Annotated in this window: 14 protein-coding genes and 1 pseudogene; 7 read left to right on the top strand and 8 right to left on the bottom strand. The window is 40.5% G+C overall.

Annotated features, from left to right (window positions below; all coding sequences use genetic code 11):
• A partial coding sequence (locus B6N13_RS00005) for an integrase core domain-containing protein (protein WP_169458054.1) occupies positions 1–265 on the top strand: 265 nt, incomplete at its 5' end.
• Between the two features lie 43 nt (positions 266–308).
• Here the strand turns inward: B6N13_RS00005 and B6N13_RS00010 are convergent.
• Both B6N13_RS00010 and B6N13_RS00015 read right to left on the bottom strand, forming a co-directional pair.
• Complete coding sequence (locus tag B6N13_RS00010) at positions 309–1,691, bottom strand: HAMP domain-containing sensor histidine kinase (protein ID WP_169458055.1); 1,383 nt, start codon at positions 1,689–1,691, stop codon at positions 309–311.
• A gap of 4 nt (positions 1,692–1,695) precedes the next feature.
• Positions 1,696–2,361, bottom strand: coding sequence for a response regulator transcription factor (locus tag B6N13_RS00015; RefSeq protein ID WP_169458056.1), 666 nt, complete (start codon positions 2,359–2,361; stop codon positions 1,696–1,698).
• A gap of 349 nt (positions 2,362–2,710) precedes the next feature.
• Here B6N13_RS00015 and B6N13_RS00020 point away from each other — a divergent pair, with 349 nt between their 5' ends.
• Entirely contained in the window at positions 2,711–3,079 is a 369-nt protein-coding gene (locus B6N13_RS00020; protein WP_282434053.1) for a YbaN family protein, read from the top strand.
• 81 nt (positions 3,080–3,160) lie between these two features.
• Complete coding sequence (locus B6N13_RS00025) at positions 3,161–3,751, top strand: biliverdin-producing heme oxygenase (RefSeq protein ID WP_169458058.1); 591 nt, start codon at positions 3,161–3,163, stop codon at positions 3,749–3,751.
• A 25-nt stretch (positions 3,752–3,776) separates the two neighbouring features.
• Here B6N13_RS00025 and B6N13_RS00030 read toward each other — a convergent pair whose 3' ends face one another.
• The 3 genes from B6N13_RS00030 to B6N13_RS00040 form a co-directional block, all read right to left on the bottom strand.
• The gene (locus tag B6N13_RS00030) at positions 3,777–3,968 is read right to left on the bottom strand and encodes a zf-HC2 domain-containing protein (protein WP_011978152.1); all 192 of its coding nucleotides are present in this window, start codon (positions 3,966–3,968) and stop codon (positions 3,777–3,779) included.
• The gene (locus B6N13_RS00035) at positions 3,969–4,598 is read right to left on the bottom strand and encodes an RNA polymerase factor sigma-70 (protein WP_169458059.1); all 630 of its coding nucleotides are present in this window, start codon (positions 4,596–4,598) and stop codon (positions 3,969–3,971) included.
• Between the two features lie 79 nt (positions 4,599–4,677).
• On the bottom strand, positions 4,678–5,223 hold the full coding sequence (locus tag B6N13_RS00040) for a gamma carbonic anhydrase family protein (RefSeq protein WP_048813868.1): 546 nt from the start codon (positions 5,221–5,223) through the stop codon (positions 4,678–4,680).
• 158 nt (positions 5,224–5,381) lie between these two features.
• On the opposite strand from B6N13_RS00040, the gene prlC reads away from it, so the two are divergent.
• From prlC to B6N13_RS00060, 4 genes and pseudogenes are all read left to right on the top strand, one after another.
• Positions 5,382–7,412, top strand: a complete 2,031-nt coding sequence (gene prlC, locus B6N13_RS00045) for an oligopeptidase A (RefSeq protein ID WP_169458060.1) — start codon at positions 5,382–5,384, stop codon at positions 7,410–7,412.
• Positions 7,413–7,511: 99 nt separating this feature from the next.
• Entirely contained in the window at positions 7,512–7,772 is a 261-nt protein-coding gene (locus tag B6N13_RS00050; RefSeq protein WP_169458061.1) for a YheV family putative zinc ribbon protein, read from the top strand.
• 34 nt (positions 7,773–7,806) lie between these two features.
• A pseudogene (locus B6N13_RS00055) lies at positions 7,807–8,517 on the top strand (HipA family kinase).
• Entirely contained in the window at positions 8,514–9,329 is an 816-nt protein-coding gene (locus tag B6N13_RS00060; protein WP_169458063.1) for a DUF3037 domain-containing protein, read from the top strand. Before B6N13_RS00055 ends, B6N13_RS00060 begins: the two are co-directional and overlap by 4 nt.
• Before the next feature lie 74 nt (positions 9,330–9,403).
• Here B6N13_RS00060 and B6N13_RS00065 read toward each other — a convergent pair whose 3' ends face one another.
• From B6N13_RS00065 to B6N13_RS00075, 3 genes are all read right to left on the bottom strand, one after another.
• Positions 9,404–11,329 (bottom strand): amylosucrase, encoded by a 1,926-nt coding sequence (locus tag B6N13_RS00065; RefSeq protein ID WP_169458064.1) that lies wholly within the window; start codon positions 11,327–11,329, stop codon positions 9,404–9,406.
• 221 nt (positions 11,330–11,550) lie between these two features.
• A complete protein-coding gene (locus B6N13_RS00070; RefSeq protein ID WP_169458065.1) occupies positions 11,551–12,099 on the bottom strand; it encodes a DUF3750 domain-containing protein in 549 nt (182 codons plus the stop codon).
• A 180-nt stretch (positions 12,100–12,279) separates the two neighbouring features.
• Positions 12,280–12,918 (bottom strand): NAD(P)H-dependent oxidoreductase, encoded by a 639-nt coding sequence (locus B6N13_RS00075; protein ID WP_011978161.1) that lies wholly within the window; start codon positions 12,916–12,918, stop codon positions 12,280–12,282.
• Between the last annotated feature and the right edge of the window lie 221 nt (positions 12,919–13,139).

The raw sequence follows: 13,139 nt of genomic DNA on the forward strand, positions 1-13,139 counted from the left end.
TTATCAAAAAGAATTACAACGTAATAAAATACGACCGTCGATGACAGATGGCTATGACTGCTACCAAAATGCGTTAGCAGAAAGGGTGAATGGCATATTGAAGCAAGAATTTTTGATTGGAAGATGCAGAACTTTTAAAGAGTTAGAAAGGCATATTAGTGAGTCTATTGATATTTATAATAGGTATCGACCTCACTTAAGTCTAAATATGAAAACACCAGAAGAAGTGCATGAAAAAGCCAGTATGGAATCCATACTGGCTTAACAAAAATCGTCAACGTATTTTAGGACGAGACAGGGGGCTTAAATTACCATGAAGTCGTTTTATTTGAACGAATTTTAATACAAGCACAGAGTCCAGGGTGTGTATTGCTTAAAACTAACTCACCATTATGCAAAGAGACTATAGCTCGGATCAGAGTCAGTCCTAATCCGTGTCCGAATACGTCCTTTTTGGAAGAAAGCCTTTTGAATCTCTGAGTGACAAATTGCAGACTCTCTTCTGGGATGCCTTTACCTTGATCTGAGACTCTTATAAAGGTATTTCCCAATGATGAATCTATTTTTAGAGTGATAGTTTCACTTTCTGGTGCGTATTTAATAGCGTTATCTAATAGGTTTGCAATAGCCTGAAAAATAAGGATTTTATCAGCACAAAAAACATGTTTTTTTTGTGCTTCGAGCTTTATGTTAATTCCATAGTTTTCTGCTAATGGCTGATAATACTCATAAACTTCATGCAATATGTCATAAGCATTAATGTGGTCTTTTTGGTGGCTAACTTGCCCTGTTTCGACTTCAGAAAGTCGCATGATAGAGCGAAAAAGTATTTGTATCTGCTCGGTTTCTTTAATTGCTTGCTCTAGTTCGTTGAGCTCTTTTCCTCCTACGCGTTCTAATAAGTTGATCAACCTATGCTGCAGGCGAGTGAGTGGGGTTCTTAGTTCATGTGCAACATGGCTAGTAATGTCTCGAACTTCTCCCATTAGCCTCTGAGTGCGTTCAAGTACAATATTAATCTCTTGACTCAGTTGATCGAATTCATCTTTATTGTCGTTTGACTTAATTCTAACGTCGTGTTTGCCACTGGCATATTGCTCTAGAGTGTCAATGATGTGATTAACGCGGTAGAGATTGTGTCGACTAAAGCGTAGGCTAATGACTAAAATCATGAGTTGTATTGCCAGCAGCCCAGCACCAGTCATAAGAGAGATTATTTGAGTTTGTTGGTTCATTGGTTTTACGTTGTATGCGTTAAAATACATACCGCCATCATTTAAAGGTACTAATAGTCCCAATAACTCGACATTATTATCTTTTAACGAAACAAAGTTTGGCGAATTTATATTGTGTTTTTGTAAGTATTGGATTTGACTATCTGATACGTTCTGCTTATTTCCTAATAAAACTTTTCCATAAGCGTCAAAAATAAAGGTGAAGTGATCTTTTCTGCTTTCTTTATAGTTTTCATTTTTTAATTGTATTGATAAATCATTGCTGCTGTTAAATTTATTATTTAATTTTTGATTATCTATATTTTCAAAAATCATATTTTTAACATGACTTTTCATGATGTTGTCTAAAATGTAGTCACAAATAAAAATAGAAGCAGAAGATATCAATAAGCAAATAAAGGCAATGATAGTAGCTTGCCTAAAGCTGCTACTATGGGACAACGATTTAATAAACACAGAATCATCCTAAAGCATAACCAACTGAACGAATAGTTCGAATGATTGGATTTTTAGATCCACCATCTAGCTTATGTCTTAATTTGGAAAGGTGAACATCTAGGATGTTAGTTTGTGGGTCGAAGTGATATCCCCATGCTTTTTCTAACAACATGCTGCGAGTAACGGTTTGTCCTGGATGTTCGGCAAGTACATAGAGTAATTTGAATTCTTTGTTGGTTAAGTCAATCTTTTGTCCTGAACGAGTTACTTCGTGTAATTCAAGATTTATCATCATATCTTTGATTTTTATAAGATTGCTTGAAGCTACTTTTTTGGTACGGAAGTACAATCGTTCTAGGCGTAAAAGTAGCTCGGTAAAATCAAATGGTTTGCCTAGGTAGTCATCAGCACCTGCTCTGAGACCTTCTATTCGATCCGATATTTGATCGTTCGCCGACAGAATAAGTATAGGTGGGTGAGGAGTATCTCCTAGTAAACCGAGCAACTGGATACCGTCTAGTTTAGGAAGGACACGATCCAATAAAATGACATCAAAAACTTCTTTTTTTATCAAGCTTAATGCGTCTTCACCATTATCTACTAGCTTGCATATATGACCCGATACATGCAGCTTGCTGCTAATCCAATGGCTAACGGAAGCATCATCTTCTACAACGAGAATTCGCATATCTTCTTATCTCTATAGAATAAAAGTGGTAATGAGTGTTCAAAAGAGCATCAACATACTAGCATCAGTTGATAATGGTTATCAATATCGTATGGTTTGTTTTTTTGCTTTCCTTCTTTCTTACAATCTTGGTTGTTTTTTCTGTAAAGATTGTCCATCCTAGCAATTGATTGGTAAAGAGCTAGCTTTTATTTATTAAGCATTCTTAATACATTAATGGTTGAGTTATTAGATAGAATGAATGTTAATAATTGGTCTTGATATTTAATTTATTAATATTTGATAGATTAAATGTTAATAAATAATGTTTTCTGGAATTGAATGCATGTTTGTAAAAAATAAAATTTTCATGTATCAAGTTATTTCTTTTCTTAGCTTGATTATGGCCTTCGTGGGAATTATGGTTCCTGGTATTCCAGCTACTGAGTTTATATTGCTTTGCGCTTGGTCGTCATCAAAGGGCTCCCCTAGGATTCATCGATTCTTAAATAATAATAGATTTACAGGGCCTACTTTATATAATTGGAATAACGGTAAGGTGATTTCTAGAAGTAATAAAGTGATATCGTCAATAAGCATGTTTTTATGCGCTTGTTTGCTAGTATATAGCGGAGTTAGTTCATACGTTTTGTTTTTTGCTTTATTAGGAATGCTTGTTGGTTTTTTATGGATGTGGTCTAGGCCAACAGAAGTTAAAAATAAAATAAAGAAATGTTAGCTTTTCTTAATATAAATGAAGTGGCTATTTGGTAAGTTAGTTTTTATGATTGTTTAAGATGGATTTTGAATGAGGTCACATATGAAAACTATAGATAAAGAGCAAGAAATAGTAACTTTTTCAAAGCGTTTAAAATATTCCACACGCACTAATCACGATAGTGTTGATTCACTGGTGATGCAGTCTGAGCCATTTGCAAACGAAGAAAATTACAGAAAATTTTTGCGTTTACAGCATATTTTTCACCTGTCGGTTGCTCCCTTATATCAGCATGATGATCTGCAGGCATTGTTTCCTGGATTAGCTGAATTACCTAGGTTGTCTGCTGTTGAATCGGATTTGAATGACTTGGGCTTAAAGGCGGATGTTGATGCATCTTTGTTAGCTACGCCAACAGATCTGTACCAAGCCATTGGCTGGCTTTATTGTAGTGAAGGGTCGAATATTGGTGCAGCATTTTTGTATAAAGAAACACAGAAATTGAGCTTTGATGCAGACCATGGCGCTAGGCATTTAGCAGCACATCCTGAAGGACGAGCGCCGCATTGGCGTAAGTTTGTTGCTCAGTTAGATGCTTTGTCGCTAACGGAAGAGCAAGAAGCTCTGGCTATAAAAGGAGCGATGGACGCTTTTGCTTTTTATAAAAAAACACTGGCGAGCTTGAATTCCTAAGTGTTTCTCCGAGGCCAGATGAATATTATTTTTCATCTGGCTTTTTTGCTTTGGTATAGGATTTTGATAATTCGCGAATGGTCTCCATTTGTTTACCAAACTGACGACAAGGAGTGCAAATTGCAGTGTGCATTGCCAAGTTTATTTTTTCTTTGGCGGATAATGTTCGATCGAGTTTCTCCGAGAGCATTTGGGTCGCTTGTTTGCATTTTATCATTTACGACTTCTCCTTTTGAAACCAGTGATCTTCTAAACATTCCCGTAAACGTAGACGAGCACGATATAAAGTGACATTTAGGCTACTTACCGACACATCTTCGTTATGACAAATCTCAGGTGTATCCATTTCGAGAAATTCGCGCATCATAAATAATCGACCATATTTAGCTGGTAAAGCATCCAAACAAGCATCGAAAATACGCCAGAAGTGCTCGTTTTCAACACCATGCTCTGGCTGATCCCATTTTTTAGGGCGCTCGTCTTTTTGCCAATGGCCATTTTCCTCGAACAAGTGCTCGATTAATGCTTCACCGCTTAAATTGGGCCCCTCTTCGAGCTGACTGGCTGCCGTATGGCGTTTTTCCTTACGCAACAAATCTATGATCTTGTTTTTCAATATGGAAAATACCCAAGTCTTAAACGCCGCTTGTCGCGCAAAACGATCAATATTTTGATACGCAGAGAACATGGCTTCTTGTACTGCGGCTTCGGCTAATTGATTGTCTCGTACTTGAAGCTTGGCGAACTTCAGCATCTGCGTACGTAACTCTTCAATAAAAACAGCATCCTGAAAGACGTTAACTGCTGCTGAAGAGTCCATCTCAACAGAGAGGTTCGCATTGCTCATTTAAGCCTCGGGTTGTTTGTCTATTGTTAGACGAGGTTAGTTGGGACTTTATTACCACTCAACCGTGATGTTTATTTGTCTATTTGCTCGTGGCTGCTTCTGCCAAATACTCATCTTTCAGTTTGACGTAGTTAAGCCCGGCATACTGAAAATATTCGATTTCTTTGTCGTTGAGTGGACGGATTTGTTTCACAGGAGAACCCATGTACATAAAGCCTGTTTCTAAACGCTTGCCAGGTGGCACCAAAGAGCCTGCGCCTATGATGACTTCGTCTTCAATTACCGCGCCATCAAGGATTGTGGTGCCCATGCCGACTAATACTCGGTTGCCAATGGTGCAGCCGTGTAGCATGGCCATGTGTCCAACTGTCACGTCGTCACCAATGTTCAAAGGGTAGCCTTCTGGCTTGTAAGTGCTGGCGTGAGTAATGTGTAGGCAGGAATTATCTTGGACGCTAGTGCGCGCTCCAATACGAATGCTGTGCATATCGCCACGAATAGCCACTAATGGCCACACAGAGCTGTCTTCACCTATGGTAACGTCGCCAATAATAACGGCACTGTCATCGACCCAAACACGATCGCCTAATTGTGGTGTTTTACCACGGAAAGATTTCATCACCATAAATCCTCACTTAAAGGGGGTTTTGTTAAAACAAATGAAGGAACTATTAACACAATAGGCTTTTATGCATTGAAAAAGTGTTAAGACAACCTATCTTAGTAAGCATAGTATTGACCAATGCATTACAGCGTTCAATTAATATAAAAGGATATCACGATATGTCACAGTCTGTATGGGACGCGACCAGCTTACCGAATTTTAATGATATCGATGTTGCGAACATCGAAGCGGATCTAGAAAAACTACTCAAGTATAACCAAGAAGCGATTGATGCCTGTGTGAGTGAAAATACCAATCCAACATGGGAAAGCCTTGTTTTACCTTTGGATCAGTTGCATGACGATTTGAATAACTTTTGGTCTCCAATTAGTCATTTGAACTCTGTAAAAAACACCCCAGATTTACGTACGGCCTACAATGCTTGCTTACCAAAATTAACGCAGTTTTATACAGATCTTGGGCAAAACAAAGCCTTGTATCAAGCCTATAAAAACTTGGCGGAAAGTGAAGCTGCAAAAGATCTTAACCAAGCGCAAAGCGAAGCGCTTACACAAACCATCCGTGACTTTGAGTTATCTGGCGTTGGTTTGGAAGGCGAGGCGAAAAAGCGCTATGGTGAGATCAGTCAGCGTTTATCTGAATTAAGTAGCCAGTTTGGTGAAAATGTGTTGGATGCTACTCAGGCTTGGAGCAAGCTTGTTACCGATGAAAATGAGTTGTCAGGTCTACCCGAATCTGCTCTGGCACAAGCGAAGCAAATGGCCGAAGCCAAAGAAAAAGACGGTTGGTTGTTCACCCTAGACTTCCCATCTTACATGCCAGTAATGAGTTATGCTGACAACGCGGCTTTACGCGAAGAAATGTATCGTGCTTTTGCTACTCGCGCTTCTGATCAAGGTGGTGATATCAAATTTAACAACGCACCTCTGATCGACGAAATTTTAGCATTGCGACATGAAATGGCACAGATTTTAGGCTTTGATAATTATGCTGAATTGTCGGTTGCTACTAAGATGGCGGACAACGGTCAGCAAGTTATCGACTTCCTAGAAGACTTGGCGGCTAAGTCAAAAAGCTCGGCAGAACAAGATCTTGCACAGTTAACTGCGTTCGCAAAAGATGAAAATGGCGTGGAAAAATTAAACGCGTGGGACATGACCTATTACGCTGAAAAACTGCGTCAGCATAAATACAGTATTTCCCAAGAAGAACTGCGTCCTTACTTCCCAATGAATAAGGTTTTGTCAGGATTGTTTCACGTGGCACAAACCTTATTTGGCGTCGATATTCGTGAAGAAAAAGAATTTGATAGCTATAACAAGAGCTTGCAACTGTTCACTATCAGCAAAGACGGCGAAGACGTTTCTCGCTTCTATCTAGATCCTTATGCTCGCGAAGCAAAACGCGGTGGCGCATGGATGGATTCTTGCCGTACTCGTCGTCGTTTGAGCGATAACCGCTTGCAGCTGCCGATTGCTTACCTTGTGTGTAATTTCACTCCGCCAATTGGCGACAAGCCAGCCTTGTTGACTCACGATGAAGTCACTACCTTATTTCACGAATTTGGTCATGGTTTACATCACATGTTGACGCAAGTGGATGTTTCATCCGTATCCGGTATTAACGGTGTGGCATGGGATGCCGTCGAGTTGCCAAGTCAATTTATGGAAAATTGGTGTTACGAGCCAGAAGCGCTTGCCCACATTGCAGGTCATTACGAAACGGGCGAACCATTGCCTCAAGATTTGTTAGACAAGATGCTGGCAGCGAAGAACTTCCAATCTGGTATGCAGATGATGCGCCAGCTGGAGTTTTCTTTGTTCGACTTCCGTTTGCACATGGAATACCAAAAAGGCATTTCTGTTCAATCAGTTATCAACGACGTACGCAGCAAAGTAGCAGTAACGACGCCACCTGAATTTAACCGTTTCCAAACTAGCTTCTCGCATATTTTTGCAGGTGGTTACGCGGCGGGTTACTACAGTTATAAATGGGCGGAAGTCTTGTCGGCTGATGCATTCTCGAAATTTGAAGAGGACGGCATCTTCAATAAAGATACCGGCGCACGCTTCCGTGATACCATATTAGCCAATGGTGGTTCTCGTCCAGCTGCGGAGTTGTTCGCTGAATTCCGTGGTCGTGAACCAAGTACAGATGCCTTGTTAAGACACAGCGGTATCGCAGCTTAAGTTTTTATTCTGCAAGGAAGCAGCGTCTTATCTGATGATTAGACGCTGCTTTTTTATAACGTCGTTCAGGGCGTTACTTTATTAAAGGTAGCTAGGGTTATGACAGTAAAACGTTTTATCGCAGGGGCGGTGTGCCCTCGTTGTAGTGAGATGGATAAGATTCGTGCATGGCGTGATGATGACGCTGAAAAGCAATATCGTGAGTGCATTTCCTGTGGTTACACGGATGAGCAGTCTACGACGGTTCAAGCGCAACCAACTGAAATTCCAACGCGAGTGAATACGCCTCACAGCAGCGCTCCTCAAGCGGAAGAAATGGTGATTAATTTTATCCCGAATCCGGGTTCGACCAAGCACTAGATTATTACAAGTTAGAGGGATCTTTATTGTGAAAATGATAGTGGAAGTGATTGGAAAGGTTGAGCAAGGTTATAGCAATCCATATGAGTGTCTAGATGAGGATGGGAATTCTTTTATTGTTAAAGGCTTGCCTCGCTCGAGTCAAATTAATGAGTGGATATGTGCTAATTTAGCATCGGCATTTGGTCTTCCTATTGCAGAATACGAGCTGGTTGAAATACCTGAAGAACTCTATTTTGAATTAGATTTTGATACTCAGTTTGACCTAGGATGCGGCCCTATTTTTGGTTCGAAGAAGATCCAGTTGGCGCAGTGGTTTGAGCCTAAAACGATGCAGCATATCGTCACTGAAGAGGAAAAGTTAAAGATTTTTCTTTTTGATTATTGGGTGAAAAACGCTGATAGAAATAGTGATAATACGAACCTTTTGGTTAGTGATAGGCGTATCCGAGTTATAGATCACAATAATGCTTTTGATAAAAAATACACTAGAGATGATGTTTTTGGTCATCTTTTTTATGATCAGATTGACAGAAAATTGCTCAGCGATTTGGTTTTTAGAGCTGAGTTAAGTGGATAGATTGAAGATATTTTACTTAATTTAAATAACATTATTGGCTCTCTGCCAGAAGAATGGCAGTATAGTGATTCACCTATAAATACACTTAAAGCAGATGTTGATCTTGTTGCCATAGAGAACACTTTAAGCCGTTATACTGACGATGATTTTTGGTTTTTTGTATGAAAAAATATGCTTGCAAATACGTTGTTCTACGCTTTGCTCCCTATAGTGAAACTGGTGAGTTTGCTAATGTGGGCGTACTTCTTTATTCAAAAAACCATAACTCCTTCGTATTCAAGTTAGATACTACTGATATTGGTGCTAGGGTCTCAAAATTTTTTCATATTGATGATAGGCAAGTGTTCAAATTTGCAATGACATCTTATCAAAAAGAGTTGGCTTTTGTTCAAGAACAAGTCGTTCATCATCACATGACTGCAGAAGAGGCATTTGATTTTTTGGTTAAACCTCGTGCAACTTTGTTGCGTTTCAGTGAAGTTCGAACTGTTATAACGGACTCAATTGACGGAACACTTAATAGTGTATTTGCTCGTATGGTCAGTCATAGCTCAGCCTCTCAGGTCAAAAGTAGGCTAAAACTAGCTGGTATCTTAAGATCTCAACTTGATTCGCTTTGTCTTGAATACCCTTTTAAACGGCATAAGTTTTCAAAAAGCGTCTTTGAAGTAACCTATGACTTTACTCAGTTAAGTGAGCAAGGTGAGCCATTGAAGTTGATACAGCCTATTGAAATAAACGACAAACTTACTGCAAAAGAAATTTTTGAGGTAGTAGGTAACAATGAAGTTCGTTTAAATCGTATGGCTAGCTTAGACTTACTTCCTAAGAAGGTTCTTCTTCCGTTTTCTTTGAGTGAAAATAGGACTAAAGAAGCAGATGAGGCTTGGTCTATTGTTAAAAGCGAGTTGATAAATATTGGTGAATTAGTCGACATTCATAATAAATCTGCTATTGAGAAATTTGCAAAGCATTGATTAGATGTAGTCGAACATAAAAAAGCGGATCTACTTTATAGTAAGTCCGCTTTTTTGTATCCGTGAGAAAGCACTTAGTTATTAACCAACCAAAGGATATCTAACGGTTGAATAAGGCTTAACGATGGCAAATCAATGAATTCCTTGTTTAACAAGTTCATTGCAGTGTCTTGTCCGATCAGTTCGCTTAGTGATTTCCCAAGTGGTAGATGTTCGAGCGGTACTAGGTGTTCGCTCATGTTGGCGATGACTAATAGTGTTTTGTCGTCCATTTGTCGCCTAAAGGCGAATAGGTGTTCGCTGCCTAGGGAAACCAATTCAAATTCTTGCGCAGCGAAAAGTGGATTAGCTTTGCGGATCTGAATCATCTCTCGGATCATTTGAGCGATTTTACCCTGTGGTGCGCTAGTATCCTCTGCAAGGGTGAAGTCTTGCTTGGTGAGCTTCTTACGGTGCACCCAGCGGCTATCGTCTACTTTTGTCGGGTCGTTTAGGTAATCATCATTATTAAGCACGCCAAGATCGTCACCTTGATACAGCAATGGAATGCCCGGCATAGCGAAGTTGATACCGTTGAGCACTCGTATGCGTCTGATAGCATGATCAAGCAACAATGGATCGTTTGCAGCGATGGCATTTTCCACGCCCGCAAGAGACGCCAAGGTACCACAAACACGGCAATCGCCATTCACTGGGTTCTCTTGAAACGGCACACCTGCAGCAAAAGAGCCTTCGAATTGGCCAGTATAGAATTGATTCAAGAAGCGACGATGACCAATACCATCAATGCCAAGACGATCAGAAATGGCGTCATCCCATAACCAACCAATATCGTCATGACAGCGGATATAGTTGATCCAAGTCGTATGCTCTGGAATCGCGAAGCTGCGCTCAAGAGATTGGTACAACAAGTTGGTTTGGCGTGTCGCTAAACTTTCCCATAACAAGGCCATCATTAGTGGGTTGTAAGACAGTGTGCACTCATCGGCGCCAATGTATTTATTGACTTCATCAGGGTGAACAATTGCTTCGGATTTAAAGACGACTTGTGGTGCTGCGATGTCCAAGCAGGCTTTGAAAGCTTTGATCAGGTTGTGAGCCTTAGGTAAGTTCTCACACACTGTTCCTTTTTCTTTCCAGACAAAGGCTAAGGCGTCGAGTCGTAAGACATCACAACCGTTTAGAATGAGATGTAACATTTCTTCGACGACAGCGACAAACACCGCCGGATTGGAATAGTTTAAATCCCATTGGAACGAGTTAAAGGTGGTCCAAACATGGCGGTCTAATTCGGGCAAATAAGTGAAACTGCCGCGACGAATTTGAGGAAATATTTCGCGTACGGTTTGGTTGTATTCCATGGCGTCTTGCTCGCCCATGAAGTAGTAATAGCCTTGGAACTCTTGGTCACCTGATTTTGCTGCTTTGGCCCAACGATGTTCGTCTGATGTGTGATTAAACACAAAATCCAACACCATGCGTATGCCTTTTTTATGCAGTGCGGAAGCAAGATCTTTTAGGTCTTTGTTGGTGCCCAAATTAGGTGACACGGTACGGTAATCCGAAATCGCATAACCGCCGTCACTGTTGCCTTCTGGCGCTAAATAAAGCGGCATTAGATGAACATAGTTAATTCCTAAGGATTCAAAATAAGGGATCTTATCGATTAGAGAGCTGAGGTCGTCAGCTAATAAATCCACATATACGGCAATGCCGACATTTTGATTGGATTTGAACCAGAACTCTGATTTGTCTTTGATTTGGGCAGGGCGTTTTTTCTTATGAAAATCGATAAAGGATTGTAGCAACACCTTGAGATGATAATGAAGATCGAAGCACTGTCCATAAAGCGGGAAAAGCTGTTCGAAGAGTGGTGCAAAACCGTTCTCTAATCGCTTAACAAAGATCGCTTTTTGTTGAGAAGTCAGTTGGCTAAAATCTAATTCGGCTAACAAACGCTGTTGTGTTTTTTGTGCTTCAAAAGCGAAATTCATGACCATATTTTTGCCTTGTAAGACGTGCTCGTGAAAAACGACGAGTTCGGATTATTGTTACCTAGGCTGGAACCTTAGGCTAAAAGTTTGGTTGGAGAGTTCGCTTTAACAACAAGATCAGCGCGCTTCGTTTTCCATGGAGAAAACGTAGCCTAAGGGGTATGGCGGGTCAATATGGCGGCTTTCTAAATACTGACTTAATTTCCGATAAGCTCGCCCCTCGGAAATTAATCGTTAGGTTCGTTGTCAGCGTAACCGCTACCAATGGCATTAAAAGGCATATCAAGATTGAGTTCTGGGACCTGTAAGCCAATCCAGGTTGGGAAGGTGTTGCTGTTTGGACCAGGGAATACCGTGTATTCGTTTGCCCAAGGATAACGTTTCACTGCTTCGTTGATTTTTGGAATCAATGCTTCCGCTTTTGGGCCAATAATTGAAAGAATTTTTTCTGGTTTTGCGCCAAACCAATAGCGATCTGGTGTTGTGGTTTTATATTCAGATAAGGCTGAAAGTCCTCTATCTACTCTCCAACCAACAACTTCATGAACAGTATAATCGGACGCGTTCTTCTCTTTGGTTGCCACCCAAGTATGGACTGCAAACCAACCGCGCCAGCTGAAAGCATCGGCGGCATAAAATTCTATAACAGCGTTTTTTTCTTCTTCTGGAGATGGGGCTATGCCTGCGGGTTCTCGGCTTGCAGTGCGCCAGCTATCGTTAGAAGAGCAAGCGCTTAACAAAAGGGTAATGAAGAAGGGGCCTAGATATTTCACCATGCTTTGTCCTTATGCTGTTGTTGAGTTGTATCCCTATAACATACGCAAGTTTTGGTGTGTTTGGTTCATCATTTTTTGTCTATTGAGTGAGTTTTCATGCTTTTGCTAAGTTCAAATAATAGACAAAAAAAACGCCAGAAGACTGACGTTTTAGGTTTGTTGTTTCAACGAAACAGCAAATTAGTTCATTTCAGTAATAAAGTCTTCTGCTGAACGACGTACTTTTTTCAGGCCTTTTAACCAGTCGCCTTCATCTGCGCGGTAGCCTAAAGGAAGTAGAATCACAGAGCGAAGTCCGCGTTCAGTTAGACCTAGAATTTCGTCTACTTTTGCAGGGTCAAAACCTTCCATTGGTGTGCTGTCTACGCCTTCTTCGGCGGCCGCGATTAGTGCTGTTCCAAGACCTATGTAAGCTTGACGAGCAGCGTGTTGGTAATTCACTTCGGCATCACGAGGAGGGTAAGCGCCTAAAATCATTTGACGGTAGTTTTCCCAGCCTTCGTTTTTAAAGCCACGTTCGTCGTTTACTAAATCGAACATCTTGTTGATGCGTTCTTCTGTGTAGTTATCCCACGCGGCAAAAACTAATAGATGAGAACCATCAGTAATTTGCGCTTGGTTCCAAGCGTGAGGCACGATGGCTTCACGTAATGCTTTGTTTTTTACTACGATGACTTCATATGGCTGAAGCCCGCTAGATGTTGCTGTAAGACGAATCGCTTCTAGAATTCGGTCTACTTTTTCTTGCTCAACGGCTTTGCTTGAGTCCATTTTTTTAGTGGCATAGCGCCAGTTCAATTTATCTAACAAATTCGACATTTCAATTCCTTAGTAAGGTTTTTATATGTAAGCAATATGGGTCTAATGTCAGTTAAGTACAAGTGTTGTTTTAAGTAGAAAATGAGGAAGTTGAATGATCGGTTAAATGTCGAACTTGGTTGATATCGTGCAATAATTTCTCGAATAACGCCCTAAAATGGTTCATTTTTTTATCTAGATGCAGTAAGGTGCGATTCCGAAAACTTCAATGGACCCCTTTA

This window comes from Marinomonas sp. UCMA 3892 (assembly GCF_012726345.1).
Classification (GTDB): domain Bacteria; phylum Pseudomonadota; class Gammaproteobacteria; order Pseudomonadales; family Marinomonadaceae; genus Marinomonas.

What these genes read in the sequence shown, in the direction of transcription:
- B6N13_RS00015 (WP_169458056.1), bottom strand. Translation starts at nt 2,361, where the DNA reads ATGCGAATTCTCGTTGTAGAAGATGATGCTTCCGTTAGCCATTGGATT.
- B6N13_RS00020 (WP_282434053.1), top strand. Translation starts at nt 2,711, where the DNA reads ATGTATCAAGTTATTTCTTTTCTTAGCTTGATTATGGCCTTCGTGGGA.
- B6N13_RS00025 (WP_169458058.1), top strand. Translation starts at nt 3,161, where the DNA reads ATGAAAACTATAGATAAAGAGCAAGAAATAGTAACTTTTTCAAAGCGT.
- B6N13_RS00030 (WP_011978152.1), bottom strand. Translation starts at nt 3,968, where the DNA reads ATGATAAAATGCAAACAAGCGACCCAAATGCTCTCGGAGAAACTCGAT.
- B6N13_RS00035 (WP_169458059.1), bottom strand. Translation starts at nt 4,598, where the DNA reads ATGAGCAATGCGAACCTCTCTGTTGAGATGGACTCTTCAGCAGCAGTT.
- B6N13_RS00040 (WP_048813868.1), bottom strand. Translation starts at nt 5,223, where the DNA reads ATGGTGATGAAATCTTTCCGTGGTAAAACACCACAATTAGGCGATCGT.
- prlC (WP_169458060.1), top strand. Translation starts at nt 5,382, where the DNA reads ATGTCACAGTCTGTATGGGACGCGACCAGCTTACCGAATTTTAATGAT.
- B6N13_RS00050 (WP_169458061.1), top strand. Translation starts at nt 7,512, where the DNA reads ATGACAGTAAAACGTTTTATCGCAGGGGCGGTGTGCCCTCGTTGTAGT.
- B6N13_RS00060 (WP_169458063.1), top strand. Translation starts at nt 8,514, where the DNA reads ATGAAAAAATATGCTTGCAAATACGTTGTTCTACGCTTTGCTCCCTAT.
- B6N13_RS00065 (WP_169458064.1), bottom strand. Translation starts at nt 11,329, where the DNA reads ATGGTCATGAATTTCGCTTTTGAAGCACAAAAAACACAACAGCGTTTG.
- B6N13_RS00070 (WP_169458065.1), bottom strand. Translation starts at nt 12,099, where the DNA reads ATGGTGAAATATCTAGGCCCCTTCTTCATTACCCTTTTGTTAAGCGCT.
- B6N13_RS00075 (WP_011978161.1), bottom strand. Translation starts at nt 12,918, where the DNA reads ATGTCGAATTTGTTAGATAAATTGAACTGGCGCTATGCCACTAAAAAA.